We start from the raw sequence: 26,261 nt of genomic DNA, 5'->3' as shown, positions 1-26,261 counted from the left end.
GTCAGGGTCCAACCCTTCCGTCGGTGAGCTTGTCGGCCACGAGCTCGAGGCGGCCGTCGACGATCTCGACCAGGTCCGGGCCGAGGATCCGCAGCTGCCCGCCGCTCAGCCGCACCTCGCCGGGGAACCCGCCGAGGTCGGTCGCGCCGAGCGACGCCGACCGGGCCTGCGCCGCGGCGTTCGTCAGCGACGCCGTGGGCACGCGACCGGCCTCGAGCTGCTGGGTGAGCCGGGTCAGCGTCGGATAGGCCTGCGTCTCCTGCGGCGGCAGGACCCGCTCGGGAGCGTCGGTGTTCTTCAGCATCAGGCCGCGGCCGTAGGCCATGCCGCCGTCGTCGTACCAGTTGTGCGACTGGTGCCACGCCCACGCCGCGGTCGGGGTGCCGTAGCGGCGCTGGATGTAGGACAGGCCCCACGCCGCCTGCCCGGCCGGGGTCGGCTCGACGGGCCCGTTCAGCGAGGTCATCTTCTGGAACAGGCCGCGCGCCGAGGAGATCGGCGACGCCGCGTTCGGGTTCCAGCTGGACTCCTTCTGCACGATCCGCGCGATGGCGTCCCACTCGGGTCCCTGGTCCCAGCCGTAGCGGGCGGCGACCTGGCGGACCTGCTCGACGACCGGGCCGGTGATCCCGGAGACGTCCTCGGAGCTGGAGGGTCCGGCCATCTCGGCCTTCTGGATCGCGAAGTCCCGGAGGCTGTCCCTGATCTTGAAGGCGAGCCCGACCGGGACCGACTTCCAGTCCGGTGGCGGGTCCCCGACGATCGACTTGAAGATGTTCAGCGGGATGTCGGTGAGCTTGAAGGCGGCGCGCACCAGCCCGGGCAGCGGGTTGAACCAGCTGCCGCCGCCTCCGCCGCCGGAGACGAAGTTCCCGCCGGCCTCGCCGAGGTGGAACTGCTGGGTGAAGTACGACGCGTCGGCGCCCCACCTCGAGGGGAACGAGAACGGGGTCCCCGAGGGGCCGTGCTGCTCGACGTTCTGCCCGCCGAGGGTGCCGGCCATGTGGTCGGAGGGCTTGTTGCCGATCGCGTACTGGCCGTTGATGCCGGGCACGAACCCACCCCACGGCATGCTCGCCGTGGTCCCGATCCGGCCGGAGGTGGGCGGGCGCCCGGACAGGATGTGGGTGACCGCGGCCTGCATGCCCGAGCAGTCCATGCCCGACATCGAGCCGCCGCCCCACACGTAGGGGATGCCTCGCGCCGGTCCGGAGAGCCACGCCTTCGCGGCGTTGATCCGCTCCTCGATCGGCCCGCCCATCGCGTACCGGCCCGCGGAGCCCCATACCCCGTGCCCGGAGGCGAAGATCGGGCCGCCGTTGCGGTAGCCGCGGACGTCCATCCCGATCGCCGAGGTGCCGTGGAACATCCCGGAGCGCCCGGCGCGGGTCGCGCCCGCCGCCTGCAGCGCCTCGCCGTCGCCGGCGTTCAGAGCGGCGAGGAACGGCCCGGCCTGGCTGGCGATCTTCTCGCGGACCATGAACTCGCCGTTCGACGCCCAGATCGGGACGTCGTCGCTGGTACCGGTTCCGGGGCCGCGGACGTGGCCACCGGTGGCCATCTCGGCGATGGGGGCGAGAGGGGCGATGGCGGGGATGCCGATGAGTCCGGCGACCTTGTTCCAGGCGGTGAGGATGCCGTTGTTCCACACCGTATTGATCATGAAGTTGATCGGGCGGGCGAGGATGCCGCGGATGGTGTCCCAGATGCGCTGGATGAATCCGACGCCGTCGCGGAACCGGTCACCGAGCCACTGCAGCCCGCCCCACACGGCGTTGAACGCCGGCTGGATGACGTTCGTCCACACCCACATGATCGCGGCGCCGATGGCGTCCCAGATCGGCTTGATCACGTTGTTGTAGAGGAACTGGGTGGCCGGGATGAGGACGTTGTTGATGACCCACACCAGTGCGTTCCACACCGGCAGGATGATGGAGTTCCACACAAACGAGATCGCGGCACCGATAGCATTCCAGATCGGCAGAATCACGTTGTAGTAATAGAACTGCATCGACGGAATGAGCACGTTGTTGATGACCCAGACGAGCGCGTTCCAGATCGGCAGGATGATCGAGTTCCACACGAAGCTGATCGCGGCACCGATCGCATCCCAGATCGGCTTCACGATGTTCGTGTAGAGCCAGCTGATGACCGGCCCGAGGACGTTCTGCGCGAACCAGACGATGGCCTGCCAGACCGGCTGCAGGACGTTGGTCCAGGCCCACGACACGGCCGCCGAGATCAGGTTCCAGGCGATGATGAACGGCGCGACGATGATCGTGAACAGGATCGCGCCGAGGAACTTCAGCACGGTCCAGATCGCCGAAATCACCGGCTGCAGGATGTTGACCCACGCCCACGTCACGACCGCAGCGATCGCGTTCCAGGCCGGCACGAACACCGCCTGCCACAGCCAGGTCAGCACGGCGGCGATCCCGCGGTAGGCCGCGGCCATCACACCGGCCAGCCACACCACGACCGGGACAACGACGTTCGAGAGCACCCAGGCGATCGCCGTCCACGCCGGGATCAGCACGTACTTGATCGCGAGGGTGAGCTCGCCCGCTAGGAGCCGGGCGAGGAACCCGAACACCGGGATCACCACGGACTGCAGCAGCCCCATCAGCGGCGGCAGCAGCGCCGTCGACATCGCCAGCCAGGCGTCCATCATCGGGGCGAGCGCCTGCCCGAGAGAGCCGACGACCTCGCCGAGCAGCCCGAACACCGGCATCAGGGACTGCACGACGCTCATCAGCGGCGGCAGCAGCGCCATCGCGAGTTCGCCGATGATCCCGGCGAACATGTTCAGCACAGGCACGAGCGCCTGGGCGATCTGCGAGAGCAGCTGCCCCAGCACACCCATGATCAGGTTGAACACGCCGACGAGGGCGTCGAAGAGCGGCATGAGCGCCTGCAGGACGCTCATCAGGACGCCGCCGAGGACGCCGAGCAGGTTGTTGATCGCCCCGCGGAACGCCTCGCTGGAGCTGTACATGATGGTGAGCGCGGTGATGATCCAGCCCACGGGGCCGAGCGCCCCGAGGACGGCGCGGCCGATGCCCATGATGCCGCCGCCGATGCCGCCGAGCAGCGTCCCCGCGAGTCGCATGAACGAGAACTGGCCGATGAAGCGGCCGACGATCCCGATGACGCCGGCGAACGCGCCGCCGAACATCGAGCCCATGGTGGCGGCGCTGATGCCGAGGGCGAGGGTGGCGAGGCGCATCAGCATCAGCGGGCCGAGCAGCGCGCCGACGGCGGTCTTGAGCAGCGTCCAGGCGCTGAACAGCCCGCCGAGCACGGAGATGACCCCCAGCACCAGGCCGGGGTGCTGGGACATGAACGTCGCGAGCCCGACGAGGAACGGGGTGGCGGCCTGAATCGCGGCCACGAGCTGCTGCGCGAACGCCATCGCGAGCTGCTCGATCAGCGGGGTCAGCGCCACGAGGATCGGGGCGAGCGCGGTCAGCACCGCGCCGAGGACCATCGAGAACGCCTGCCCGAGGACCGCGAGGATCGGGGCCAGGGCGGCGAGGACGGGCCCGAGCGGCATCAGGGCCTGCAGCAGCATCCCGAACACCGGCAGCAGCTGACCGACGAACATCGCGATGAACGGGGTCCACGCCTCGATCAGCATCGCGACCATGGTCAGCATGTCGATCGCCATCGGGGCGAACGGCAGCATGGCCAGGATCAGGTTGCCCATGACCCCGACGACGGCCATCAGCGCCTGCGCGAGCTGCATCAGCAGCGGGCCGGCGACGTTGCCGAGGGTGGAGAAGAAGCTGACCCAGAACGGCGAGGCGAGCTGCGTGAGCACGTAGCCCAGCGCGTTCCCGACGGCCGAGGCGAACTGGCCGATCACGGTCTGGAACACCGAGAACTGGCCCATGAGGACCTGGAGCCCGGCCTGCAGCGGCGGGAACAGTCCGGACGCCGCGGTCGCCCGGAGCTGGTCGAGGGCCGGCTTGAGCGACCACAGGTACATCGCGAACGCCGCCGCGGCGGGGGAGAGGTTCTCGAAGGCCTGCTTGACCTTGTCCGCGGCGGAGTCGCTGGAGTCCGCGGTCTGCGCCATCACCTGGGCGAGGGAGCGCTGGGCGTCGATGACGCCCTGGTCGGCGTCGGCGATGGCCTGCGCCGAGGAGCGCTGCGCCTCGGCGACCCGGGCGGCGCCGTCCATCCGGGCCTGCGCGAGCCCGTCCTGGGCGGACGCGAGCGCGATCTGCGCGGAGGCGACCCTCTCATCAGCGGACTGGATGGACTCCGCGGCGGAGCGCTGCGCATCGGCGACCGACGCGGCGCCGTCGGCGCGGGCCTTCGACACGTCGCGGTCGGCGAGCCCCGCGGCCTGGGTGGCGCCCCGGACCGCCTGCTGCGAGGCCGCGATCCGCTCGTTGGCCGCGACGACGGCCTCGGACCCGGCGACCCCGGCGCGCTGCGCGGTGGCGTTGTCGCTGCCCAGGCGCTGGGTGCGCTTGTTGAGCTGGTCGATGGTCTCGACCTGCTTGTCGTAGGCGAGCTGCGCCCGCTCGATCTGGTCGGTGTCGCCGGAGGCGCGGGCGGCGGCGAGCTCCTTCTCCGCGTCGCGGAGGTCGAGCGCGGCCTGGCGCTGGTCGAGCCGGTTGGAGTCGACCTGATCCTGCAGGTCCTCCAGCGACCGGCGGCCCTCCTCCCAAGCCGAGGTGAGGTCGCGCTGGTTGCGCTCGAGGTCGCGGGTCGCCGACGCCAGCTGACGGTGCGCGGACTCGGCGGCGCGCATCGCCGACGCGATCGACTCGGCGGCCTGGGCCTCGGCGCGCTGTACCGAGCGGGCCGCGTCGGCGCGGGCCTTCCCGGCAGCGGAGCTGGCCTGGGCGAGGCTGCGCTGCGCGGAGTCGACCTGGCCCTGCGCCGAGGTCACTGAGCGGGCCGAGTCCTGCTCGGCCTTCGCCACGGACCGGGCGCCGTCCTCGCGGGCGCGGCCGGCCTGCTGCGCGGCGCGCGCCACCGAGGCCTGCGCGTTGGCGATCGCGAACCCGGCGGACTGCTGCTGCTTCGCCTGCTGGCCGGCGGACTGACCGGCGGCGTCCTGCTGCGCGGACAGCGCGGAGAGTGCCTTGCCGACCCCGCCGAACCCGAGGACCAGCGCGGCGATGCCGCCGCCGGCGACCGCGGCGACCGGACCGAGCGCGAGGATCGCGGCGGCCACCGAGGAGATCGCGCCGACGGCGCCTCCGATCGCGAACAGCTTAGTGACGAGCATCGCGACGCCCGCCACCGCGCGGCCGGTGTCGACGAGCACGCTCGCGTTGAACGACCGGCCCTCGACGCTGTTCAGCGCCAGCGCGAGGGTCGCGAGCGACTGCAGCGCTCGGTTGACGTCGACGTTCACGTTCGCGGTGACCCGGCGGCCGTCGACCTGAGAGATGTCGCGGTTGACGCGGTCCAGCGCGGCCGACGCGGCGCCGGCATCGACGCGGAGCGCGACGTCGGGGGAGCTGGCGCCGAGACGGTCGAGGTCGGCCTTGATGGAGGACACCTCGCGGCGGGCCTGCTCGCCGGAGATGTCGACGCCGATCGTCTTGCCGGACAGCTCCTGGATTCTGGCGCGCAGCGCCGCGATCTCCCGGTCGGCCTGCGAGGAGTCGGCGTCGAGGACTACGACGGGCAGCGCCCGGAGCGCGGCCTGCAGCCCGGCGAGGCCGCGCTGGTCGACGTCGACGCCGACGTTCACCGTGTAGTCCTGCTTGACCCCGGCGAGCTCGGACTTCAGGCGCTGGGCGAACCCGCGGGTCGAGGGCAGCACCTGGAGGTAGGCGTTGCCTGCCTGGTAGTCGGCCATGCAGGGGCACCTCCTCCGGCGTCAGTGGTCGGGGACGAGCAGCCCGGAGTCGGACTCGGCGTAGCCGGCGGGGGCGCGGCGGGCGGCCGCGTCCCAGGGGGTGGCGGCGGCGATGAGGTCCTCGACGTCTGCGTCGCCGAGCCGGGACCGGACGCGGTCCTCGGCGGTCTCCGGGCTGGGCAGTCCGGTGGGCGGGCGCCCGGCCTTGCCCTTCGGGGCGTTCACCGCGTAGACGGCGTGCTCGATGCGGGGCAGGGCCCCGGCGATGGAGCGCAGCAGCGCTCGCTCCTGGGTCTCACCGACCAGCGGCGGCTTGGACTTCGACGATCGCCGCTCCCCGTCGGCCTGCTCGGCGGCGATGCGCTCCTCGGCGAGCTCCTCGTCGTCGAGCAGCGCCGCCTTGTAGTGCGACTCGGGCGGGAGCCGCTGCATCAGGCGCAGCAGCTGCGGCCACGGCCGTCGGCCTCGGAACCAGTCGAGGAGGTCGGAGCCGCGGTCGAACAGGTCGGTCTCGATGGCTTCGCCGTAGAGGTCGACCTGCTCGACGAGCACGGTCCACATTCCGGGCGGGAGGTCGACCAGGGCGAAGTGGCCGCGGATCCCGGCTACGGCGTCGAGGGTGACCGTCCAGGGCCGGCGGGCGAGCAGCCCGGCGAGCTCGCCGCTGACGTCTTCGACCCACGCGGTGACGTCCTCGACGCCGAGGAGGTGGTCGAGGTCGGACACCGCGTCAGCCGAGGGGCCGTCGACCTGCACCGCGTTGTCGTCGTCGAGCTCGACGAGCAGTGGGTCGACGGCCTCGGCCATGAGTTGCTCAAACAGCGAGGGCGCCGGGTCGGTCAGCGCGCTCATGGTGCCGACCGAGCTAGCGGGGCAGGGCGCGGCGCTGGCGTCGCTGCGCCCGGTTTGGGGTGGCTCGCTCCATCATGGAGCGCTGCGAGAACCCGAACCGGTCGCCGAGCTGGTTGACCAGCTCGAGGAGCTGCTCGGGGCGCAGCGGGTCGAGCAGCGGCCGGACGTCGGGCCATTGCTCGTCGAAGAGCAGCTGCAGCACCCTCGAGGTGGTGCCGGCGTCCTCGATCTCCATGACGAGCCCGGCGTCGGGCGGCGCGACCAGCCACATCTTGCCGCCGAGGCGGACCTTCGCGGGCCGCGAGGCGGGCTGATCGCGCTCGGGGGCGGCGTCGAGGTCGATGTCGACGTCGTCGTCGATGGGGGCGGGGTTCTTGTCGGTCACGGGTGTCTCCCTGCGTTCGGGGGCGTGGGGGCTTCGCAGGCTGCTGCGGTGGGGGCGCTGATCAGGGCGGGCCCCGAAGGGCCCCGGGACCGGACGCGTCCGCGCCCCCGCGGACGGCCGGCCCCGAGGTCAGGACCGGCGGGTCCGGCGGGGCTCGGCGACCTCGGCGGGCTGCTCGCCACCGATGGCGTCGGCCGGGTGGACGTCGCCACCGGTCGGGGAGACGTCGGGGGTCGGCTGCTCGACGGGCGCCTGCTCGGCGGGCTGCGTGGACTGCTCGGCCGGCGGGACGTAGGCGCGCTCGGCGACCTCGTCGTGCTCGGCCGGGACGTAGGCGCGCTGCGCGGTGGTGCCGCGCTGGTAGCCGACGAGCTGGAGCTCGACGGCCTCGGCCTCGGTGGCGGCGTGGTGGACGCGGCCGTCGGGGTCGGTCATGGGGATGCTCACGGGATGTCCTCCGGGTGCTCGCGGGTGGAAGGTCAGCTGACGGCCGGGAAGCCCATCGAGGCGAGCGCCGCGCGCCACCCCGGCCCGCCGAAGTAGTGGTAGACCGACCAGCCCAGCGCCGGGTCGACCTGAGAGGACACCGTGTACGGCCAGTAGAAGCCGTCGTCGTCGGTGCCGACGGTCTGGTCGTCGGTCTCCTTCACGACTCCCGCCGAGAACCCCCAGCCCCACCAGTAGCGGCCGGTGCCGATGCCGTCCTGGGCGAGGAACACCCAGCGGCCCTGCGGGATGATCCCCTCGGTGGGCTGCGGGAAGCTGACCTCTCCGGTGACCGGGTCCGGGGTGAACGTGGAGAGGTCGACGTTCAGGCTGGCCTCGATGTTGAGCCGGTTCGTCTCCTGGGCGACGACCTGCACCGAGTGGATGTCCTGGGTGGTGTCCGACCGGGACGGGTCCTGGAACCCGGCCGAGAAGATGTCGGAGATGTCGCGGTCGCGGCTCTTGGTGAAGCCGTCGTCCTTCGTGACCAGGCCCATCGGGCGGAAGCCGGTCAGCTCGGCGAGCTGCGGCGGGTTGCCGGTCGTGATCGACGTGGGCATGACGGTCGCGGGCGGCGCGTAGAAGCCGGCGATCTTCTTGCCCTTGCGGATCGCCGCGCGCGTCAGCTTGTTGACGGCGAGCGCCTCGATGTTGTTCGCGGCCATGAGTGGTGCCCTCCGGGCTGGTCGGGGACTGCGGTGACGACCCGCGTCGGCGTGGGGGCGGCCGCCGGGCGAGCAGGTGGGACTACGGGGTGATCGGGGCTCCGGTGGTCGGGTCCTCGTCCATGCCGGCCCAGCCGATGCCGGGGCCCTGCTGGCGGACGGTGACCACGAGGGTCAGCGGCACGGGCACCACCGACGGGTTCGGGTCGGGGACCCGGCCGGGGCCCGTGTCCTCGCGGATGCGGTCGAGCTCGACGTCGGCCCAGCCCTCGTCGGAGTACTCGGCGTTCAGCCCGCGGACCTGGGCGAGGATCGCGTCGGACTCGGCGCGGGTGCGGCCCCAGGTGAGGACCTCGATGCGGTGCCGGTCCTGGTGCTGCTCGCGACCCCCACCGGGCAGGCGGGAGCAGCGGATGGCGGGGGCGGCGGTGTCCGCGAGGAACCGGGTGCCGGAGTAGACGGTCGCGGTGTCGGCGACGGTGACGTGGTGGCGGTAGAGGTCGGCGAGGAGCCGATCGACCAGCGGCCAGCCGTCGGCGTCGAGGAAGACGTTGGCGCTCACTCGACCTCGCCGTCGTCGTGGGTGAGCGAGGCCTGCTCGAGCTGTCGGGCGAACTCGAGCATCCCGAGCGACTCCCAGGACTGCATGTCCCGGGTGGAGATGGCGATCAGGCTTCGGTCGCCGTCGGTGCTGATGACCTCGGCCAGGGCCACGAACTTGACCAGCATGGACCCGTCGGCGGCGTGCAGGCGGGCGTTGAGGTCGCCCTGCAGCTGGTCGCCGAGGTCGTCGAAGTCCATGGTCTACAGCCCGAGGCCGCGGTCGAACTGGCGGGCCGGGGTGCGCTCGACGCTGTTGCCGAACTGCTGCTGCACGCCGGCGCCGGACTGCACGACCCACGCGGCGACCGAGCGGCCGTCGGCGGAGCGGTGCCCGCCCTCGACGTGCGTGCTCGAGGCGGTGAACCCGGAGTCGGTCGGGGTAGCCGCCGCGACCTTCGCCGCGATCGGCAACGCCGCCTGCACGAGCACGCGCTCTGTGTCGGGGTGGTTGTGCACCTCGGAGAGGAAGCGACGGTTCAGCTTGACGTCCACGTCGGGCTCCTTCCGGTCAGCCGGTGGTGAGGGCGATGACGAACACGCAACCGCCGCCGGGGAACGGGGAGCGCGCGGGCTGCCCCTCGACGACCCACACGGCGCGGCCTGCCGGGTCCCCGACCCGGCGGAACCGGTCGGAGGCTCGGACGTCGGCGTCGCGGTCCGGGCAACGGACGTCGGCTACGCGGGTGGTGCGCTCGCGGCCGTTGACCTCATCGCTGGAAGGCAACCGGTCCGCGACCGCGCAGCCCTCGAGGACGTGGACGGCCTGCCCAGTCGGGTCGCCGTCGGTGTCGAGGACCTCCCGGACCACGGTGAGGTCCTCGACGATGCCGGCGGACAGGTCGAGCATCAGGGCACCCGCCACCCGGGCAGGCTCTGATGCGCGACCCCGACGGCAAGCCGGTCGGCGGGGGAGCGCAGGTCGTCGAGTTCGTCCTCGGAGAACCGCAGCTCGCCCGCCGCGGCGAGCGCTGCGGCCGAGTAGGAGGCCCCGGAGGAGAACGGGCCCTCGGTGGTGGAGCGCTGCGTGTAGCCGGCCGGGTTGCGGATGTAGCGGATCACGGCCTGCGCCACGATCCGCTTCACGTCCTCGACGTCGACCTCGCCGGCGGCGAGGCGCTCGTCGAGCCGCGGGACCCGGCGGCGCAGGAGACGCTCGGCGTCGGCGATGTGAGTGCCGATCCGGGTCTCCTGCGCCGTCGGGATCACGCCCTCGTACCGGTCGCGGATGTCGTCCACTGCGGTGATCGAGGGCATGGCCCGCGTCAGCTCTTCTTCTCGGAGCGGCCTGCGGCCTTCGGCTGCGGGCTGCGCGACGGGGCCGCCGGCTGCTCGTCGTCGTCGGCCCACGCCGCCGGGTTGGTGATCAGCTCGTCGGCCCAGCCGGGGACGTCGTCGCCCGGGGCAAGGACGACCGGCTGACCGGTGTCCGGGTCAGTCAGGTGCACGTAGCCCGCGAGGCGGCGGGCCATCAGGAGCTCACCGTCGCGACGAACGACAGGTCCGGGTTCGCCATGATCGGCAGGGCGATCGCCGATCCAACGGTGTTCACGTGCACCGGGGTCTCCTTCTGGATGAACGCGGCGACGACGATGCCGGGCTCCTCACCGGTCTCGATGCCGTAGTCGGCGATCTGGGACTCCAGCGTGGTGCCCCACAGCGACGCGCCGAGGGAGCCGGCGATGTCGCTGTTCGGGTCGCCGGGCGCCGGGAGCAGGATGACCTTGCCCTCGGGAATGATCCGGCGGCCGGCGGCGGTCGCGTCGTAGGTGACGACCTGCGGCATCTCGTCGTCGGCGAGCAGCTCGTTGAGGTCGCCGAGGCTGACCCGGCGGTCGGCGAAGTCCTCGCCGTAGATGGCGCGCTGCACCTGGTTGCTGCGTCGCGCGAGCCGGGCGGTCTTGGTCGACATCAGCGCGACCGCGGGGCGGACGCCGTTCGTGTCGAGGTAGGTCTCGGTCCAGGCCTCCATGTTGTCCAGCGGCACGCCGTTGGAGGCATCCGACCAGGCGACGGCGGCGACGACCGTGTGGTTCGGGCTGCGGTTGAAGTCGACCGTGGCGTACTGGCCGTTCTCGGCGATGGTGACCGAGCCGTTGACCAGGGCGTTGCCACGGGCGACCTCGACGCGGCGGCCGATCCGCTCGGCGACGGCGGCGGAGTCCCGCAGCAGCAGGTCACGGACCTCGGGCTCGGCGTTGCGCACGAGCAGCTGGTCGTACTCGCCGAGCAGCATCTGGTGCCCGAGCGGGGGCAGGCTGCCCTCGACGCGGGTGATGCCCTCGCGGCGACCGAACGTCGGCTCGCCGCCGTAGGCGCGGTAGTCCGCGACGTCGAGCAGCCCGACCGGGCCCCGGTTGAACCGGTAGGTCAGGTCGGGGATGGTCTGGTTGGGCAGCCACCGCGAGAGCGTGAACTGGTTCTCGGCCAGGTCGTCGGCCCTCGCCCTCGCGTAGCCCGAGAGCTCGGTCGGGGTGACGTACTCGTCGTAGATCTCCATGGGTTACCTCACCCCTCTCAGCTGAAGACGATCCGGCCGGCGACGGACGCGATGGCGGCGTCGTCGACGGGGACGGGGAGCTTGGACTCGACGACGCGGCCGTGCCAGAACAGCACCGCGGCGACATCGTGGGTCAGGTCATCGGGGACGCTGACCGGGTACTGCAGCAGGCCCGCGAAGGCCTCGGTGCCGTCGGAGCCGGTGGCGCTGCCGCCGCCGGTGCCGGTGGTAACGGCGATCGCGGGAGAGGAGCCGCCGGTCAGCGACGAGCTCGCCGTCATCTGCGTGACGTTCTCGCCGCGGTACTGACCGGCGAACGTGACCGTCCACGGCGCGCCGGGGCCGGGGCCGCCCGCGACGGCGACGTCGCCCGGGTCGACGTTGGACAGCGCCTCGAGCGCGGCCTGCACAACGGCGGCCGTCGCGTTGTAGGCGATCGCGGCCGTGGTCTGCCCGGAGAAGGTCAGCGTGAAGGTGCCACCGGTCGGCGAGCCGGTGATGGTCACCGTCTGGACCTCGCTGGTGGGGATGGCGTACGGGCCGTACTTGCCGGTCGCGGTGATGCGGCCGAGCGGCGTCCCGGAGCGCACGTACCCATCGGGGTAGTGCACGCTCTTGGTGAACGCGGAGACGTCGAGCGTGATCGACTGCCCGTTGCCCACGCCGTGCCGCGAGGCCAGCCAGGACTGGTCGTCCACGCCGTACCTCTCGGTCTTGAGCGAGTAGTCCATGGTGCGCCCCTCCTCGGGGATCAGGTGCTGGTGCTGGAGTGCTGCTCGCGGCGGCCGTGCCGCTCGGCGTAGAGGTCGCGCCCGGCGCGCATGCCGCCGTTGCGGGTGCCGCCGCTGCCGGTGGCGCCCTGCCCCATCCCGCGGCCGCCGCGGGCCTGCTGCCCGGTGTCGGCGGCCTGCGCGCGCAGCCGCGGGTTGCGGGTGACCTCGTCGCGTACGGCGGCCGACACCTGGTCGGCGAAGCCCTGCGCGGTGGGGTCGAGCGCGGCGGTGCGCTCGAGGAACGCCCGGGAGTCGAGCAGTGCGGCCGGGTCGGCCCCGTGGCTCGGCGCGGCGCGCATGACGGCGTTCTCGACCTGCGCCTGGCGGGTCTGGGCCTGCGCGGCGCGCAGCTGCTCGCCGAGCTGCTCGGGCGTGGGGCGCTCGCGCAGCCCGAACGCCTCGGCGACCGCCTGCTGCGCGGCCTGCCACTGGGTCTCCGCGGTGTTCCCGCGGGTGCGGTGCGACGCGGCCTCGTCGCGCAGACCCTGGATGTAGGACCGGGCGCCCTCGGGCAGGTCCTCCATCCGCCACGTCTGCTGCCCCTGCGCGGCGCCGTGCTGGCCGCCGTCGCCGGTGCCCTGCTGCTGGCCCTGGCCGGCGTGCTGCTGACCGGTGCTGCTCGTCGAGCCGACCGACGGCTGCTGCTGGCCGGCGCTCTGCTGCTGCCCGGTGCCGGTGCTCGAGGAGCCGGAACCCGACGACGAGTCGGTCCCGGTCTGGCCGGTGCCGGTCGAAGCGCCCGGGGCGGTCATGGTGGCGTTGACCGCGCGCGCCAGGCGGGCGATCTCGACCGATCGCGGGTCGCGGCGACGGGTGGTGGTCAGGTGCTGCATGCGCGAGCCTCCCGGACTCGTCGAGGGACCGCGGCGCCCGGCCGCGGGTCGTGCTCTCGCCGAGGGGCCGGCGAGCAGCTGGAGGGGTCAGGCCGCCTGCGGCGGCGCGATCGACTGGCCCGCGGGGGTGAGCACGGGCCCGAGCTCGCCGTGGTCGCGGACCTGGACTTTCTTCAGGTCGGGTCCGGCGGTGGAGTCGCCCGCGGCGGTGTAGAGCCGGGCGAGGTCGTCCTGGTTGAGCTCGTGGCCGGGGTCGTGGCTGCGGGTGCGGGGCATGACCTCGCAGCAGCAGCGGGCGTGGATCGGGAGCAGGTCACCGCGGTGGTAGACGCGGTCCGAGGCGGCGAGGCAGAGCCCGCAGGTCCCGCCGCGGGACTCCTCGGGGTGGATCACTCGCCGGTAGCCGGTGACCTCCTCGACGTCCTCGAGGGTCTGCCGGGCGCCTTCGCGCATGGCCATCGTCAGGTCGGTGTCGGCCATGATGAGCAGCCGACGACGGGCCCGCTCCTTCGCGACGTCGTCGGGGACGCCGGTGGAGCGCAGGTAGCGCCACTGCTCGAACGGGCGCCAGTACGCCTGCTCGGGGTTCTGGATGCCGCGGAGCGTGGCCTGAAGGACGACACCGGCCGCGGCGCCGGCCGCTGCGTAGGCGACGTGGCGGCTGGTGATCTGCGTGAGGACGCTGCGCAGGTAGGCGGCGGTGACGTTGGCCGTGGCGGATTGGCCGCCCTGGATCAGGGTGAGCACGCCGCGCGAGACGGTGTCGATGACCTCGGGGTCGCGGGGGTCGAGCACGGTGTCCCACTGCCGGGAGATCAGCGTCAGCGTGCCGGCGGCGATGCGGTCGCGGGCGCTGGCCTGCCGGTCGACGAGGGCGGAGGCGGCGAGCCCTCCCTGCAGCAGCGTCAGCGTCGGGCGCGCCGCCAGGCTGGCGGCGACATCAGCCGCGGTTGCGGTTGCGGCGCCGGCGGCGAGGAGCTGCGGGGCGGGGGCAGTCACCGCGCGGCCTGTGCGGCTGCGGGTGGGGTCGCCGGGTCGGTGTTCGCGGTCCGCGGCTGCTCGACCGCGGGGGCCGTGGCGGCGGCGGTCGGGACGCCGCGCTGCGGGTCGGTGGCGGCGGGCGCCGCGTAGAACAGGTCCTCTGCGCGCTCTGCACGGAGAACCTCGATCTGCTCGGGCTCGTACTGCAGGAAGTCCCGCATGCGGGCCTCCCACGGCACCCCGGCGGTCTGCGCCTGCACCGCGGCGCTGGCGCGCTCGGTCAGCGAGAACCGCTCCAGGGGGCGCCACAGCGTCTCGATGGTCAGCGGGTCGGAGCGCTGCGCGTCGGCGACGTAGCGGAACCCGAGGGCCTGCATCGCGGCGAACCCGGCGCCGGCGCGGACCTGCCGGTCCTCGGCGAGGTAGACCAGGGACTCCCGCGACGCCGAGGCGCCCTCCGCGGACTGGTTGGCCTGGTCGGGGATGAAGTGCTGCACCGGGCGGCGGGTCACCGCGGCGAGGTCGCGGACGTCGTCGCGGACCGAGGTGAGGATCGGGGTGAGGTCGACCTGCCCGGACTCCCACATGTCCGCCGTGGCCGGCAGCAGCCACAGCGCCGCCGGGTCGTTGGTGAACACGTCCGAGTAGTCGATCGGTTCCCCGGTCTTCGGGTCGTTCTTCGGGACGCCCTTCACCGCGCGCTGCCGGAACGCCTGCAGGGTCGCGATCACGATCCGCTGCAGCAGCATGTGGTTGATGCGGTCGAGGTGGTCGAGGTGGGCCTCGAACTCGCCGAGTCCGCGGCGGTTCTCGAATCGCACCACCGGCACTGTGCGCGACATGCCGTCGGGCAGGGCCTGCTCGTCGACGACGTCCCACGAGCGGGCGTCGAACCGGAACCGGCGGCGCCCGAGCTCGCTGGTGCCCTCGCGGCCGTCGCGCTCGATGCGCAGCACCCGCCCGGGCAGGTACAGGAACGCGACGTCGCGGCGGACCTCGTCGTCGTAGAACAGCTTCAGCGCCGCCCGCACCCGCGAGGAGCGCACCGAGTCATGGCGGGTGATCACGAATCGGGGGTCCTCGGCGGTCATCACCGGCACGTCGGGATGCTGGTCGTCGTCCGGGTCGGGTGGGCCGACGATGCCGTAGGCGGTGCCCATGACGAGCATCCACTCGATGATGTCGCCGGAGCGGATCGGCATCTCGTTGGCCTGCCACCACCGCAGCGCCCGGGCGTCGATGTCCGCGGTCTCGCCGGTGCCGGCCGCCGAGGTGCGGAACCCGAGCGGGGTGAGCCGCTCGAGGGGGGCGGCGACGATCAGCTCGGCGTAGTTCGTCCGGGCCTTGCGCTGGAACGCCCGCCACACGTCGCGGCGGTTCTTCGTCGCCCCCGGGTTCCCGAGCTCGGGCAGCGGCGGGTTCCCGCAGTACCGCTGCCACAGCGGCTCGATGCGGTGCCGTCGCTCGAGGAGCTCCTCGGAGAGCTCGCGCATCCACCAGGCAGCAGACTCCGGGGTGTCGACCTCGCCCAGCGGCACGCGCGTCACCTCCTCGTCAGCGGATGCGGACCGGCACGAACGTCTCGTCGGGCACCGTCGCGCCCTGACGCAGCGCATCGAGCCGGGCCCGCCACGACAGGACCGCGGCCATCGCGAAGTCGAACTTCCGGTCCGGGTGCAGCTTCCCGAGGATCCACAGCCACTCGCCGGTGTCCTCGTCGCGCAGGTTCGTCAGCCGCTTCCCGGCGTTGCCGACGTGCCGGGCGAAGTCGGCGTCGCCGTCGTGGGACAGCTGCGCCGCCTCGATCGCCTCGCGGTAGGCCCGCACCGCCTCGGCCATCGGCCGGCGACGGTTGGTCCACCACTCCTCGACCTGGTCGGGCCAGCGGCCCGCCCACTCGCCCATCGTCTCCACGAAGTGCGGCGGGTCCCCGTAGAGCCGCCACACCGTGAAGCGCTCCATCGCCGCGGCCAGTGCCTCGGTGGCCTCGCCCGGGTCCACCTCGTAGCCCTCGAGCTGGCCGCGTTCCTCAGCGCGCCACCACAGCTGCTGATGCCCGGTGGAAACCTCGGTGAGGACCAGGCCCGCGGCGTCGCGGAACCGTGCCCCGTCGAACCCGGCGGTCACCAGCGACCCCGGCGGGATGCGGTAGCCGGGGCGGATCAGGTCGGCGAACCGGCCGGGGCTGAACGCCTGCGCCGCGGCTTGGGTCCACCGGTTCAGCCACACCCGCTCGAGGTACTGCAGGTCCGCGCCCGGGCGCTCCCACTGCTCGGCGATCTCGTCGAGGTCGGAGAACGCGGCCACGTGCGGCGCCGAGGCCTCCGCCACGGCGGCGACCCGACCCTCGTGAGTCGACAGGTCGTTGTCGAGGCCGGCCTCGCGGTGGAAGTAGAACAGCCGCGGCCGGGCGACGTCGCCGCCCGCGATGGCCTGCGCCTCGCCGTGCAGGTCCTCGGCGATCGAGTGCTGCCCAGGCTGGCCCGCCGTCGTCACGTACGCCGACCACGGCTGCTCGAGGGGCCGCTTCGGGATGTTCGCGAGCATCGTCTCGTGCGCGTCGCGGTGCGACGGCAGCGTCAGGCGGTGCGGCTCGTCGAACCCCTGGAACGTGGTGCGCGCGCCGTCACGGGCGTTCGGCGACCCGGACAGCGGGACCGCCTTCCCGTCCGCCCGACCGCGGGCGTCGAGGCGCTGGATGCGCTCCAGGCCGGCGTCGAACAGGTCGGCGTCTGGGCCCTCGGTGACCATCAGGAACAACGCCCCGAACGCGAGCTCCTCGACCTGCTCGCGGGCGTAGGCCAGCAGCGGGATGTACGGGTCGGTGACAGGGCGGCCCACCGGCTGCCCCGCGGCGTCCCACCCGGCGAACCGAACCGGGCCCTCGGCGTGCAACTCGGCGAACGCCAGCCACGCCAGCACCTCGGTCTTCGCCGAGCCCTTCCGCGCCGAGTAGCCGAACCGGGAGAACCGGCGACGACCCGCTCGCGGCGACGAGCGCGGGTGCAGCTCGTAGGCCCGGTAGATCAGCGCCCGGACCTCGTCGGCGAGCACCGCCGGCTGCCCCTTCAGCGACCCCGGCCCGAACACGCAGCGCGCCTCGATCAGGTCGCACACCTGCGGGCCCAGCGTCGGCCACGGCTCCGGGTCCGCCGGCGGGACCAGCAGGACAGCCACAGGTCAGGACAGGGCGTGCAGAGCGGTCCGCGGGTCGGCCCGCGGCGGGGGCTCCGGCGCCGCCTCGGCGGCCGCACGGGACGGCGCCGTCGAGATCGGGCGTACCGGCGACGCCGTCGTCACCGACCATTCCAGACGGCGGCGGTCGTACGGCGTGAGGCCGTAGTCGCGCTGCGCCCGTTCGATCTGCGCCTCGACCGCCAGCCTGGTCCGCGAGTCCACTGCCGACCAGTAGTCGTGCTCGAGGACCGCGAGGCGCAGCAGCCCGCGCACGTCCATGCGCAGGTACTGCGACGCCATCGGCGAGTCCCACAGCTCGGCCCACCACCGCAGCGCCTGCGGATGCCAGCGCGTCTTGCCCGGCGCGAACTGCGGCAGCCTCGGCCGGCCCGCGGCCTCAGCGTGCCCGAGCTGGGTGCGCGTCGCGGCGACGTTCGCGCGTCGCCTGGTCGTCTCGTCCTTCTTGTGCGCCGGCATGGTGGAGCGCTCCTCCCCGGCGCGCCCGGCGCCGAGAGTTGGAGATCACGTCGGCGCGGGGCCCGCCCGGGCGCGACGTGCTGAACCGTAGGGACAAAAATTCGCAGAGCCGGCCGGTATTCCTGTTGGCCGGGGGAGGGGGTCCCCACCCCCAATTGATCATTCGAATGTGAGCGGCGCCGAGAATTGCGCCGCGATTCTGTCGGTGATGATCTGTTCGCGGTTGCAGCGTGTGCACTGCCCGCGGAGGTTCTCGCGGACGTCGCGGCCGCCGAGAGCGCGGGCGACGATGTGGCCGGCCTCGGTGCTCGGTGCCCCGCACGCGCACACAGGCTCCTCGGCGACGACGCGGGCGTGCAGGGCGGTGACGACGCGGGGTGCGCCGTGCCCGGCGCCTTCCCACTGCCGTGCCTGGGTGCAGCTCGGGCAGTAGGTGACGCCGACGACCTGGACGGTGCAGCGTGCGCACCGCTTGGGTGCGCGGGGCATCAGCGCTTGCGGCCGCGGCGCTTGCGGGTGCGTGCCGCCTTGCGTGCCATGGCGCTGCGCTCGGCGAAGGTGTCGCCCCGGTTGGCGATCATGGCTGCGATGCGCTTGGACTTGCCCTGCCGGCGCAAGGCCCGGTACACGTTCTGGCGGCTACGTACGACGTACCCGTACTTCCCGCCTCGGGCGCTGACCATCAGGTCTTCTTCTTCGGGCCGGGTTTCTGCCCTCGGCCCTTGAATCGCTTGTCTTTCTTGCCGCCGGGCTTCGGTACGCCTTTGCCGCGTCTGGGCATCAGTTCACCCCGCAGAACTATCTCGAACTAATTCGAACTATCTTCGGACAGTTCTGCGCCTGCTCGATGAGCGACGGGTTCCGGTCGGAGACACACGACCACGGATGACGGCAGGATCCGGTCACTACGGTGAGTTGTCAAGTCCGGCTCGCTCGCGGTGTCCTCGGGAGACGGCCGCCGTCGCCGCGGTGGTCGACGAGCTGGGCGAGCTCGTCGAGGTCGACGAGGGTGACGCCGTTGCGGTCGCGGTGGGTGATGCGGCCGTCGTGGACCCACCGGGAGATGGTTCGCCGGGACACCTCGACGAACTGGGCGGCGTCGGCGACGGGCCACCAGTCGCTCACGTGTCGGCTCCGGCTCGGGTGCGAGCGGGTGGGCGCCAGCCGATCTCGTCGCGGCGGTTGGCGATGAGCTTGCCAGCGCGGAGCCACTGCTCGGCGCGCCAGGTGTGGTGGCAGCGCAGGCAGGCCATGGTGGGTGGTTCGTCGCGGGTGGTGGTGATGGTGGCCTGGACGTCGCCGTCGCAGAACCAGCCGTCGGTGAGCTGCGGGCAGGGGCCGACGAGGAAGCGGCTGGCGACGTCGTGGACGTCGACGGCGCGGCGACCGCGGGCGACGGCGTGCCCGATCTCGCCGGCGAGGTCGTCGACGGCGGGGTGGTGGCGGATGACGCGGAGTCGGAGCGCGAGCCACGCGGCGTGGGCGGCGGGGGTGTCGGGGGTGTCGGGGACCTCGAGCTTCATGCCGAGGTCATCGGCCATGCATCGGGACCAGGACCCGAGGAGGTAGGCGAGGTCGGTGAGTTCGTCGCTGGCGTCGGGGTTGTAGACGAGGGGGGTGGCGGTGCTGCGGCCGGCGCGGACGGGCTGGACGTGGTCTTGGCGGGAGACGGTGACGAGGAGTTCGGAGACGATGTCGGGGACAGCGTCGAGGTCGCGGCGGAGCCGGTCGGTACAGCCGCGGCAGAGATGTCCGCCGTCGCCGGTGGGTCGCTGGTCGAGCAGGCAGGTGCTGCCGGTCATCGGCGCTGCCCGTCGTCGTGCCGGACGGTCAGCTGCTTGAGCGGCGGCCCGGCCTGGCTGACGTCGAACCCGGTGCGGGCGTGCAGCGGGGCGTCGTCGGACACGCCGAGCTGCTCGCAGCGCGCGAGGAACTCGCGCAGGCCGGCGACGGTGGTGACGTGCCAGGTGAACTGCATCAGAGGTTTCCTCCTCGGTCGGCCCGCTCGGCCATCCGCCCGTCGGCGTGGCCGCGCCAGTACGTCTCGCCGCGGCCCTTCTCGTCGACGGGCTCGGCAGGCACGAGCAGCACGGCGTCGTCAGGCAGCTCGTCCAGCAGGTGGACGGGCTGCTCGGTGCCGGTGGGAGCGAACGCGAAGAACAGGCCGTCGGGCTTCCGGCGCCCCCACAGACGGGAAGGCCGCGCGCTCTCTGACCACCCACAGCTCGGGTACGTCCATCACGGTCCCTCCGTCGTCACGGTCATCAGGTCCGGGCCCTGCTCGACGGCGGCCCACCGTTCGCGGCAGCCGCGTGCCCGGCACCGTGCCTCGGCGGGCACGCCTGCCGGGTCGCGGCCGTGCTCGCGGGCGAGGCGGTGGTCGCCGCAGGCGGAGCCGGGGTAGGGCCGGTACGGGACGCGGTCGCCGGGCCAGTGCCAGTGCGCGGCCCGACGTCGGGTTCGAGCGGCGGCCTGGGTCTGGAACACCTCGCTCATCACCCGCACCTCGTCGCTAGCGTGCTGGACGTGACCGACGCCAGCACGAGTGAATCCGCCCAGCTCGAAGCCGCCGAGAAGGTGGCGCGGGCGTGCCGCAACGGCGGCCAGGACCAGGTCGCGCGGCTGCGTGAGGAGTGGCCGGACCTCGCGCAGGCGCTCGGGAAGCTGATGCGAGCGACGGGACGCCCGTCGAGCTGGTGATGGAACTTCACGGCGGCCACCCGAGTTCGTCGGCGATGGTGGTCAGGTCGTCGAGGGTGAGTACCTCGCGGCCGGCGGCGCGGGCGCCGCGGGCGATGGCGTGGATGACGGCGGGTGCGTGGTCGAGGTCGTCGTCGCGGGCGACCTGCTCCAGGGCGTCGCGCACCTCGGCGATCACAGGTAGGGCCGTCCTGCGACGGGCAGGCTGCCGGTCCGCTCGCGCTGCTCGCCGTCACGCTGCCCGCTCCGGCCGCCAAGGATGTCGGCGATGGACGGCCCGCCGCGCGGGGTGAGGGCCCAGACGAGGCTGTCGCGGACGAGCTCCTGGGCCTTGTCCTGGTCGACTCCGGAGCGGACGAGCATCGCGATCTGCGCGTCGACCTGCTCCTCGGCGTGGGCGACGTGGTCGCGGTCGCAGCGCTCGGGGTCCGGCTCGGCGGCGTCAAGGTGTTCGTAGCGGCGGCCGATGAGGACGTACCCGGCGGTGCCGACGAGGACGACGGCGACGAGCACGGAGTAGGCGCCGACGGGCCCGAGGACGGGTGCGAGCCGGTAGACGAGCTGCATGAGCAGGACGGTGCCGGCGAGGTAGCCGAGGACGAGGGCGGCGGCGGTGCCGGCGACGCCCTGGCGGGCGAGGGTGGGGCGACGGTGCTGGGTCACAGGTACTCCGGGTTGGGGGCGAGGGTGGTCCACGGCGGCTCGGCGAAGGTCTCGGCGAGCCAGTTGTGGCAGGTGCAGTCGGGGTCGTCGCACGCCGGGTCGTCGTCGGCGTGCTCGTCGAGCTGGTAGGCGGGATGGCCGTGGTCCGGACACTCGGGATCCGTCTCGAACCCGACGGGCGAGCCGCCCTCGGTGATCACGCAGGGGCACCAGCGCCGTCGCGGCGGTGTCGGGCCGAACGGCAGGGCATCGAGGTCGACCGGCAGCGGCTCGGGGCGGAGGTCCCAGCGCGGCGACGTCGGGTCGTGGGGCCGGGTCACGTCGTCACCGCCGGGACGGTGCGCACCTCGGGCAGCCGCGGCCAGGTCATCTTCCCGAGCTGGCGGGCCTGGCGGAGCGGCTCGCCGCCGGTGAACCAGCCGAGGCGCTGCGCCGCGGCGAGCGCGAGGAGCGCCGCGTCGACCTCGTGCTCGGTGCGGGCGAGCACCCCGGGCCACAGCCGGTCGAGGGCGAGCTTCATCTGGTCCTTCGAGGCGCGGCCGTCGCCGGCGGCCCACAGCTTGAGCGTCGCGGGCGGGCACTTCCCGACGGGGATGCTGCGCGACGTGAGCAGCGACCGGAGCCGCCACCAGAGGCCTGCGGAGTCGTGCTGGTACGGGGTGGTCGACCCGTAGGACGGGCCTTCGAGCATGACCATGACGAGGTCCGAGGGCGGCGGGTTGTGGGTGTAGCCGCACCCCTCGCACAGCCACGGCTCGCCGACCGGGGCCGCGGCCCGGATCATCCGGGACATCCGCGCCGCGGTCTGGTCGTCGGTCGGGGTGGCCGGTGGGTGGGTCTTCTCGTGGCGGGTCGTGAGGCTCGTACAGGAGTGGCCGTCCCAGACGAGCTCGGCGACGCCGAGGTTCGCCAGGCCGGGGTCGATGCCGATCACGCGGGCCCTCATGCCCTGACCTCGCCGTCGAGCTCGAGGACGATTGTCGTCTCGGGCGGCAGCAGCGCGCACTCGAGGTGCACCGCCGAGTCGTCGCCGATCCACGTCGGGGCGGTCGCGACCCAGCGGTGGCACCCGTCGTCGCCGATGCCCTCGTAGGTGAGGTCGAGCGGGACGGTGCTGCCGTCCGCGCGCCGAACCCGGACGTCGGTCGGTGGAGTCGGGTCGGTCACGAGGACCTCCCGAGGAAGCGAGGCGGGAGCGGCGCGCGCTTCGGCTTCGGGCCTCGGCCGCCGCCGGCCACCCAAGCGGTCATGGCCTGCCAGTGGTGCCACTTCGCGTGCCGGCCGAGGCGGCGCGCGGACACGAGGCAGCCGCAGACCTCGCAGCGCCAGGGCACGTACAGGTAGCGGGCCGCGAGCAGGCGCAGCACGCCAAGTCGAGCGCGGCGGCGCTGACGGCGAGCGTCGCGCCCGACGAAGTCGGCGATCTCGGCGTCCGTGATCCGCGTGCCCGCGCCGGGCTGGGGGTCGGTCTCGGTCATCGGGTCATCTCCCAGATCAGGCCTGCGGCGCCGAGGAGGACGCCGACGGCCGCGAGGCCTCGGGACAGCAGGTAGCTGCGATAGGCGGCGGCCAGGTCCCCGCGGTCCTCGGCCTGACCCGAGCGGCGGGCCTCGACCAGGCCGATGACGACCAGCACAACGGCCGCGACGATCAGCCACTGCGGGGCGCTCACGTCGTCGATGGCCGGCGACGTCGCCAGAGTTGGACGCTGCGCCATCAGAACTGCACCGCCTCGGCGTCACGGGCGACCTGCTGCTCGACCCACCGACCGAACTCGTCGGAGCACCAGTCGAGGTCGAGCTCTCCGGTGCGGCGTCCCACCGCGCGAGCTGCTCCGGCCGTCCAGGCGGTCCACGACACGTACCCGGCCCACTCGTGCGTGGGCGTCGGCGCCGTCCGCGGCGCGAGGTTCGTGCCGTGCAGGATCGTGAACCCGGCCCGGACCGCGGCGTCGAGGACCGAGTCGGCGAGCTCGCCGGCGAACTCGTCGGTGGCCCGCCGGGGCAGAGCGTCGGCAATGAGCGTGCGGAGCAGGTCGCCGTCGATGGCCATGCCCGGCGGGTAGACCCCGGGCACGAACCCGGCACGGGCCAGCGCGTCGACAACGTCGTCGGCGTGGTGGTCGGCTTCGACTCCGCCGTGCACGACGGCGACCCGTGCAGCCTCGCGGGCCACCTGCTCGACCTGCTCGTCGGCCACCGGCTCATCGTCGGGCTGCTCGCCGTAGGCGCGGACCGCTCGGGCGAGAACGACGAGGGCTTCGGTGTACGACAGATCAGTCGGATGCACGATCCGGTAGCGCGGCTGCGCGTGGACCTCTCCCGCCCTGTCGGCGGCCCGGAGTGCGGCGAGGACCTCGACGGAGTAGCTGGCCTTCGCGTCTTCGTCGCACTGCCGCTGACCGGCGTCGGCCACCGCCTCGCCGATGATGTCCATCGCGAACCGCTCGGCGGCCCGCGAGCGACCGGGCACGGCGTGGGGCACGCGCGGCTCGGTGCCGCGCACCTCGAAGTCGTCGTGCGAGATCGACGGGGTCGGCGGCTGGCGCCCCTCCGGGGTGCCGCCGCCGGGGTCCAGGCCGGCGGCCCGCTTCGCGAGCAGCGCGCGGGGCACCATGTCCTGCCCGGGTGCGTTGCCGGGCTCGACCCACCAGCGGAGCTCGGCGGCCACCGAGGTCGCCCGCGCCACCCGGAGCGCGGTGCGCGCGACCTCGTCGAGCGGTGTGCCCGCGGTGGACACGTCGGGCGCGAGGACGTCACGGGCAGCGCGGACTTCAAGGCGCAGTTCGGCGAGCGCGTGGCGCCACGGGTCGTCCCCGGCGAGTAACTGGTCGGCTGCCTCAGGACTGCCGCAGTCCACGCGCCCGCAGGTGATGTGGCCGCCGACCCCCACGAACAGCGATGACCCGCCGCAGGAGGGGCAGCGGCCCTTCACGTTTGGGAAGTACTGCTCGCCTGGCATCAGGGTGCTCTCGCGCAGCTTGCCCAGCGCGCGGGAGACGTCGTCGGCGAGGCTCATGCTGCTGTCGGTCGGGAAGCCGCCTTCTCGCAGTACGTCGCGTGTGGCCTCGATGCTGCCGTCGAGCTTCGCCGCGGCCCGCTGCCCGACCTCGTGAGCCTCGCGAGTGGCGGCGAGCTGCGACAGCGCCTGGTCCTTCGCGCCGCGCGCGTCGTCGCGCTGACGCTCGTACTCCGCGGCGAGCCGGGTGGCGGACATGGCCTCACGCAGCCGAGTCCCGATGCGGGTCACTGCCGGGCCTGCAGCGTGACGAGCGCGGCGTCGAGCGCGTCGCCGTACTCGGCGCCGTCGGCGGCCACGTAGAAGCTGCCGAGGACGGAGGCCACGAGGTTGCCGAGCGTGCCGCCGAGGACGGTTGGTGTGCCGCCCTGGGCACGGGTCAGCGCGACGGTCTGGTCGACCTCGCAGCCCTCCTCGTCCTCGACCGCGACGCGGACCTCGACGGGTCGACGGGCGAACGAGCTAGGGATGAGGTTGCCGGCCGCGCGGATCGACTCGCGCAGGACGCGTTCAATCTCCGCACGGTCGGGGTTCTCACCGATGCGACCGAGGACGTCGGTGACGAGCATGTGCTCGGCGGCGACCTCGCTGGCGTGCGTCGGCCGGGTCGGCTCGGTCTCGGGCTGGTCGGTGTCGGTGGTGCTCATGCTGTCTCCTCCGAGGGGACGGGTGCCTCGGCCTGCTCGGCCTCGGCGGCGGCTTGGAAGACGGCCTCGGCGCGCTTGAGGCGCGCCTCGTGGGCCGGCCAGTTCTCCAGCTCCTGACCGGTCCCGAAGTTCCGGCAGGTGGTGCCGATCGGGGCGTTGCAGCCCTTCGGCTTCGGCGGGCAGACGACCGTGTTCGCGAGCTCGCGGTCGGCGTGCCAGTCCATGTCGCGACCCCGGGTGCGGCGCTCGCGGGCCCGCGGCGCCCACTCGACCCAGCGCGGGGGCCGGCGGCGGCTCACGCGCCGGCCTCGGTGACGTGCCGGTTGGCGTCGCGACGGGCCGCGAGCCGGGGCCGGTCACCGTGCTGCGAGTCGCCGCGCCATCCGCACCAGCACAGGCCGCGGGGTCGGCCGCGGTCGTCGGTGTCGGTGCCGGCGTGGTGCCACTGGCGCGGGGTCACGCCGGGTCCTCGTCGAGCTGCGCGACCAGGTCGCGGTGGCGCTCGTCGTCGAGGGCGGCGGCGTGCTCGCGGGCGACCGCGAAGCCGACCTCGAGGTAGGCGTCCTGGGAGGCGAAGCCGCCGCCCGGCACGGCGAGGTCCTCGCCGCACGCCGGGCACGACACGGTCTCCTCGAGCAGCACCCGGGGGTCGCCGGCGGGGGCGGTCACGACGCCTCGTCCCGGGCGTCGGCGACCTGCTGGCGCTGGTCGGTCTCGTGGTCGCACCAGGCGGTGGGCGAGACCGGCAGGAAGCGGCCGACCTCGAGGAGCCGACCGTCGCCGTCGCACATCCGGCACGCCGAGACCGCGGCGGCGGCGTCGCGGCGGGCCCGGTCGGCGTCGGCGGCCCGGGCCTCGCGGGCTTCGCCGCACCGACGGCACCGCTCGTCCGGGCTGTGCCGCCGGCCGCAGGGCTGCTCGGTGAACCCGGGCAGCGAGCCCGGCGTCGGGGTGCTCGTCGCGTCGGAGGAGCTCGGGGTGGGGGGCCCGCCGGAGGCCGACGAGCCGGGACGGTCCGGGGTCTGGCGCGCCCGCGACCCCCCAACCCGACCACCTACGGGACGGGACGTACCCCCTTCCCCTACCCCTTCCCCAACCCCTCGCGATGCGGTGGGGTTCGTTCTCGCCGATATCGAAGGGTTCCCGTGGGGTTCGATCGAAGGGTTCGCGGAAGGGTTCCCGGACCCTTCGTAGGGCGTGCGCGCGGACCCTTCGGGGTCGAGCAGGTGGGCGACCCGGGCGACCTCGCCCGGCATGCCCTCGAAGCCCTTGCCGGTCGGTAGCATCGGCACGATCCGGAGCAGCTCCTCGGCGAGCACCGAGCGCAGGATCGGGGACTCGGTCGTGGCCGCCTCGCCGAGCGCGTTCTTGAGGACGTTGGGCTGGCGGTAGACACGGTCGCCGCGCATGAACGATCGGACGAGGGCCTCGTCGGTCTCCTCGTCGACCACCAGGAAGCGGTGTTCGGACAGCCCACGCCGGGCCTTCTCGACTGCGTCGACGTCCAGGTCGACCGCGGCCCGGGCCCAGCGGGACTCCCACAGCGGCAGGACGCCGGCGTTGTTGATGTGCTTGTCGGACACCACGCGGACGTAGAGCCACTGCTCGAGGACGCTGCGCGCGCGCCAGTCCCGGTCGGACCAGATCGAGGTCAGGATCCGTGCGTGCTCGCGTGCCATC

Annotated in this window: 38 protein-coding genes; 1 reads left to right on the top strand and 37 read right to left on the bottom strand. The window is 73.2% G+C overall.

Translation table 11 applies throughout. From position 1 onward, the window contains the following. Nucleotide 1: 1 nt before the first annotated feature. The 24 genes from BJ983_RS14625 to BJ983_RS14515 form a co-directional block, all read right to left on the bottom strand. Nucleotides 2-5,824, bottom strand: a complete 5,823-nt coding sequence (locus BJ983_RS14625) for an aggregation-promoting factor C-terminal-like domain-containing protein (protein ID WP_179794450.1) — start codon at nt 5,822-5,824, stop codon at nt 2-4. A gap of 21 nt (nt 5,825-5,845) precedes the next feature. Then, a complete protein-coding gene (locus BJ983_RS14620) occupies nt 5,846-6,676 on the bottom strand; it encodes a hypothetical protein (RefSeq protein WP_179794449.1) in 831 nt (276 codons plus the stop codon). 13 nt (nt 6,677-6,689) lie between these two features. Then, entirely contained in the window at nt 6,690-7,061 is a 372-nt protein-coding gene (locus tag BJ983_RS14615) for a hypothetical protein (protein WP_179794448.1), read from the bottom strand. A 129-nt stretch (nt 7,062-7,190) separates the two neighbouring features. After that, nucleotides 7,191-7,508, bottom strand: coding sequence for a hypothetical protein (locus BJ983_RS14610; RefSeq protein WP_179794447.1), 318 nt, complete (start codon nt 7,506-7,508; stop codon nt 7,191-7,193). Between the two features lie 32 nt (nt 7,509-7,540). Continuing rightward, on the bottom strand, nt 7,541-8,212 hold the full coding sequence (locus tag BJ983_RS14605) for a hypothetical protein (RefSeq protein ID WP_179794446.1): 672 nt from the start codon (nt 8,210-8,212) through the stop codon (nt 7,541-7,543). An 82-nt stretch (nt 8,213-8,294) separates the two neighbouring features. Continuing rightward, a complete protein-coding gene (locus BJ983_RS14600) occupies nt 8,295-8,774 on the bottom strand; it encodes a hypothetical protein (RefSeq protein ID WP_179794445.1) in 480 nt (159 codons plus the stop codon). After that, a complete protein-coding gene (locus tag BJ983_RS14595) occupies nt 8,771-9,013 on the bottom strand; it encodes a hypothetical protein (RefSeq protein WP_179794444.1) in 243 nt (80 codons plus the stop codon). The genes BJ983_RS14600 and BJ983_RS14595 overlap by 4 nt, the downstream gene beginning before the upstream one ends. A gap of 3 nt (nt 9,014-9,016) precedes the next feature. Continuing rightward, nucleotides 9,017-9,307, bottom strand: coding sequence for a hypothetical protein (locus tag BJ983_RS14590; protein ID WP_179794443.1), 291 nt, complete (start codon nt 9,305-9,307; stop codon nt 9,017-9,019). Between the two features lie 16 nt (nt 9,308-9,323). After that, nucleotides 9,324-9,677, bottom strand: coding sequence for a hypothetical protein (locus BJ983_RS14585; RefSeq protein ID WP_179794442.1), 354 nt, complete (start codon nt 9,675-9,677; stop codon nt 9,324-9,326). Beyond that, nucleotides 9,662-10,069, bottom strand: coding sequence for a Gp19/Gp15/Gp42 family protein (locus BJ983_RS14580; protein ID WP_179794441.1), 408 nt, complete (start codon nt 10,067-10,069; stop codon nt 9,662-9,664). Before BJ983_RS14580 ends, BJ983_RS14585 begins: the two co-directional genes overlap by 16 nt. A gap of 8 nt (nt 10,070-10,077) precedes the next feature. Beyond that, the gene (locus tag BJ983_RS14575; protein ID WP_179794440.1) at nt 10,078-10,284 is read right to left on the bottom strand and encodes a hypothetical protein; all 207 of its coding nucleotides are present in this window, start codon (nt 10,282-10,284) and stop codon (nt 10,078-10,080) included. Further along, nucleotides 10,284-11,312: a major capsid protein gene (locus BJ983_RS14570; protein ID WP_179794439.1), complete on the bottom strand. Its 1,029-nt coding sequence runs from the start codon at nt 11,310-11,312 to the stop codon at nt 10,284-10,286. Before BJ983_RS14570 ends, BJ983_RS14575 begins: the two co-directional genes overlap by 1 nt. Nucleotides 11,313-11,329: 17 nt before the next feature. Beyond that, on the bottom strand, nt 11,330-12,043 hold the full coding sequence (locus BJ983_RS14565; protein ID WP_179794438.1) for a hypothetical protein: 714 nt from the start codon (nt 12,041-12,043) through the stop codon (nt 11,330-11,332). A 20-nt stretch (nt 12,044-12,063) separates the two neighbouring features. Next, nucleotides 12,064-12,918, bottom strand: a complete 855-nt coding sequence (locus BJ983_RS14560) for a hypothetical protein (protein WP_179794437.1) — start codon at nt 12,916-12,918, stop codon at nt 12,064-12,066. Between the two features lie 87 nt (nt 12,919-13,005). Further along, nucleotides 13,006-13,917, bottom strand: a complete 912-nt coding sequence (locus BJ983_RS14555) for a hypothetical protein (protein ID WP_179794436.1) — start codon at nt 13,915-13,917, stop codon at nt 13,006-13,008. Beyond that, on the bottom strand, nt 13,914-15,437 hold the full coding sequence (locus BJ983_RS14550) for a phage portal protein (RefSeq protein ID WP_179794435.1): 1,524 nt from the start codon (nt 15,435-15,437) through the stop codon (nt 13,914-13,916). Before BJ983_RS14550 ends, BJ983_RS14555 begins: the two co-directional genes overlap by 4 nt. Before the next feature lie 16 nt (nt 15,438-15,453). Then, nucleotides 15,454-17,076 (bottom strand): terminase, encoded by a 1,623-nt coding sequence (locus tag BJ983_RS14545; protein ID WP_179794434.1) that lies wholly within the window; start codon nt 17,074-17,076, stop codon nt 15,454-15,456. A gap of 3 nt (nt 17,077-17,079) precedes the next feature. Then, complete coding sequence (locus tag BJ983_RS14540; RefSeq protein ID WP_179794433.1) at nt 17,080-17,553, bottom strand: phage terminase small subunit; 474 nt, start codon at nt 17,551-17,553, stop codon at nt 17,080-17,082. A gap of 159 nt (nt 17,554-17,712) precedes the next feature. Then, complete coding sequence (locus tag BJ983_RS30205; RefSeq protein WP_218890282.1) at nt 17,713-18,042, bottom strand: HNH endonuclease; 330 nt, start codon at nt 18,040-18,042, stop codon at nt 17,713-17,715. Beyond that, a complete protein-coding gene (locus tag BJ983_RS14535; protein WP_179794432.1) occupies nt 18,042-18,236 on the bottom strand; it encodes a hypothetical protein in 195 nt (64 codons plus the stop codon). Before BJ983_RS14535 ends, BJ983_RS30205 begins: the two co-directional genes overlap by 1 nt. 235 nt (nt 18,237-18,471) lie before the next feature. Beyond that, complete coding sequence (locus BJ983_RS14530) at nt 18,472-18,678, bottom strand: helix-turn-helix domain-containing protein (protein ID WP_179794431.1); 207 nt, start codon at nt 18,676-18,678, stop codon at nt 18,472-18,474. Further along, on the bottom strand, nt 18,675-19,355 hold the full coding sequence (locus BJ983_RS14525; RefSeq protein WP_179794430.1) for a hypothetical protein: 681 nt from the start codon (nt 19,353-19,355) through the stop codon (nt 18,675-18,677). The genes BJ983_RS14530 and BJ983_RS14525 overlap by 4 nt, the downstream gene beginning before the upstream one ends. After that, nucleotides 19,352-19,531, bottom strand: a complete 180-nt coding sequence (locus BJ983_RS14520; protein WP_179794429.1) for a hypothetical protein — start codon at nt 19,529-19,531, stop codon at nt 19,352-19,354. Before BJ983_RS14520 ends, BJ983_RS14525 begins: the two co-directional genes overlap by 4 nt. 260 nt (nt 19,532-19,791) lie before the next feature. After that, a complete protein-coding gene (locus BJ983_RS14515) occupies nt 19,792-20,049 on the bottom strand; it encodes a hypothetical protein (protein WP_179794428.1) in 258 nt (85 codons plus the stop codon). Between the two features lie 30 nt (nt 20,050-20,079). On the opposite strand from BJ983_RS14515, the gene BJ983_RS14510 reads away from it, so the two are divergent. Next, a complete protein-coding gene (locus BJ983_RS14510) occupies nt 20,080-20,253 on the top strand; it encodes a hypothetical protein (protein ID WP_179794427.1) in 174 nt (57 codons plus the stop codon). A gap of 7 nt (nt 20,254-20,260) precedes the next feature. On the opposite strand, the gene BJ983_RS14505 is transcribed toward BJ983_RS14510, so the two are convergent. From BJ983_RS14505 to BJ983_RS14445, 13 genes are read right to left on the bottom strand one after another with little or no spacing between them, the layout of a single operon-like run. Then, nucleotides 20,261-20,431, bottom strand: coding sequence for a hypothetical protein (locus BJ983_RS14505; RefSeq protein ID WP_179794426.1), 171 nt, complete (start codon nt 20,429-20,431; stop codon nt 20,261-20,263). Then, nucleotides 20,428-20,916, bottom strand: coding sequence for a phage holin family protein (locus tag BJ983_RS14500; RefSeq protein WP_179794425.1), 489 nt, complete (start codon nt 20,914-20,916; stop codon nt 20,428-20,430). The genes BJ983_RS14505 and BJ983_RS14500 overlap by 4 nt, the downstream gene beginning before the upstream one ends. Then, nucleotides 20,913-21,236 (bottom strand): hypothetical protein, encoded by a 324-nt coding sequence (locus BJ983_RS14495; RefSeq protein WP_179794424.1) that lies wholly within the window; start codon nt 21,234-21,236, stop codon nt 20,913-20,915. The genes BJ983_RS14500 and BJ983_RS14495 overlap by 4 nt, the downstream gene beginning before the upstream one ends. Then, nucleotides 21,233-21,862 (bottom strand): hypothetical protein, encoded by a 630-nt coding sequence (locus tag BJ983_RS14490; RefSeq protein WP_179794423.1) that lies wholly within the window; start codon nt 21,860-21,862, stop codon nt 21,233-21,235. Before BJ983_RS14490 ends, BJ983_RS14495 begins: the two co-directional genes overlap by 4 nt. Then, nucleotides 21,859-22,083, bottom strand: coding sequence for a hypothetical protein (locus tag BJ983_RS14485; protein ID WP_179794422.1), 225 nt, complete (start codon nt 22,081-22,083; stop codon nt 21,859-21,861). The genes BJ983_RS14490 and BJ983_RS14485 overlap by 4 nt, the downstream gene beginning before the upstream one ends. Next, on the bottom strand, nt 22,080-22,394 hold the full coding sequence (locus BJ983_RS14480) for a hypothetical protein (protein WP_179794421.1): 315 nt from the start codon (nt 22,392-22,394) through the stop codon (nt 22,080-22,082). Before BJ983_RS14480 ends, BJ983_RS14485 begins: the two co-directional genes overlap by 4 nt. Continuing rightward, a complete protein-coding gene (locus tag BJ983_RS14475) occupies nt 22,391-22,588 on the bottom strand; it encodes a hypothetical protein (RefSeq protein ID WP_179794420.1) in 198 nt (65 codons plus the stop codon). Before BJ983_RS14475 ends, BJ983_RS14480 begins: the two co-directional genes overlap by 4 nt. A gap of 44 nt (nt 22,589-22,632) precedes the next feature. Then, nucleotides 22,633-24,132: a hypothetical protein gene (locus BJ983_RS14470; RefSeq protein WP_179794419.1), complete on the bottom strand. Its 1,500-nt coding sequence runs from the start codon at nt 24,130-24,132 to the stop codon at nt 22,633-22,635. A 29-nt stretch (nt 24,133-24,161) separates the two neighbouring features. Next, complete coding sequence (locus tag BJ983_RS14465; RefSeq protein ID WP_179794418.1) at nt 24,162-24,581, bottom strand: hypothetical protein; 420 nt, start codon at nt 24,579-24,581, stop codon at nt 24,162-24,164. After that, nucleotides 24,578-24,880, bottom strand: a complete 303-nt coding sequence (locus BJ983_RS14460; RefSeq protein ID WP_179794417.1) for a hypothetical protein — start codon at nt 24,878-24,880, stop codon at nt 24,578-24,580. Before BJ983_RS14460 ends, BJ983_RS14465 begins: the two co-directional genes overlap by 4 nt. Then, nucleotides 24,877-25,041: a hypothetical protein gene (locus BJ983_RS14455; protein WP_179794416.1), complete on the bottom strand. Its 165-nt coding sequence runs from the start codon at nt 25,039-25,041 to the stop codon at nt 24,877-24,879. Before BJ983_RS14455 ends, BJ983_RS14460 begins: the two co-directional genes overlap by 4 nt. Beyond that, a complete protein-coding gene (locus BJ983_RS14450; protein ID WP_179794415.1) occupies nt 25,038-25,250 on the bottom strand; it encodes a hypothetical protein in 213 nt (70 codons plus the stop codon). Before BJ983_RS14450 ends, BJ983_RS14455 begins: the two co-directional genes overlap by 4 nt. Beyond that, complete coding sequence (locus BJ983_RS14445) at nt 25,247-26,260, bottom strand: hypothetical protein (protein ID WP_179794414.1); 1,014 nt, start codon at nt 26,258-26,260, stop codon at nt 25,247-25,249. The genes BJ983_RS14450 and BJ983_RS14445 overlap by 4 nt, the downstream gene beginning before the upstream one ends. Between the last annotated feature and the right edge of the window lies 1 nt (nt 26,261).

Origin of the sequence: Actinomycetospora corticicola (assembly GCF_013409505.1) — a bacterium.
Taxonomy (GTDB): Bacteria; Actinomycetota; Actinomycetes; order Mycobacteriales; family Pseudonocardiaceae; genus Actinomycetospora; species Actinomycetospora corticicola.
This window is presented reverse-complemented; position numbering and strand designations above follow the sequence as displayed.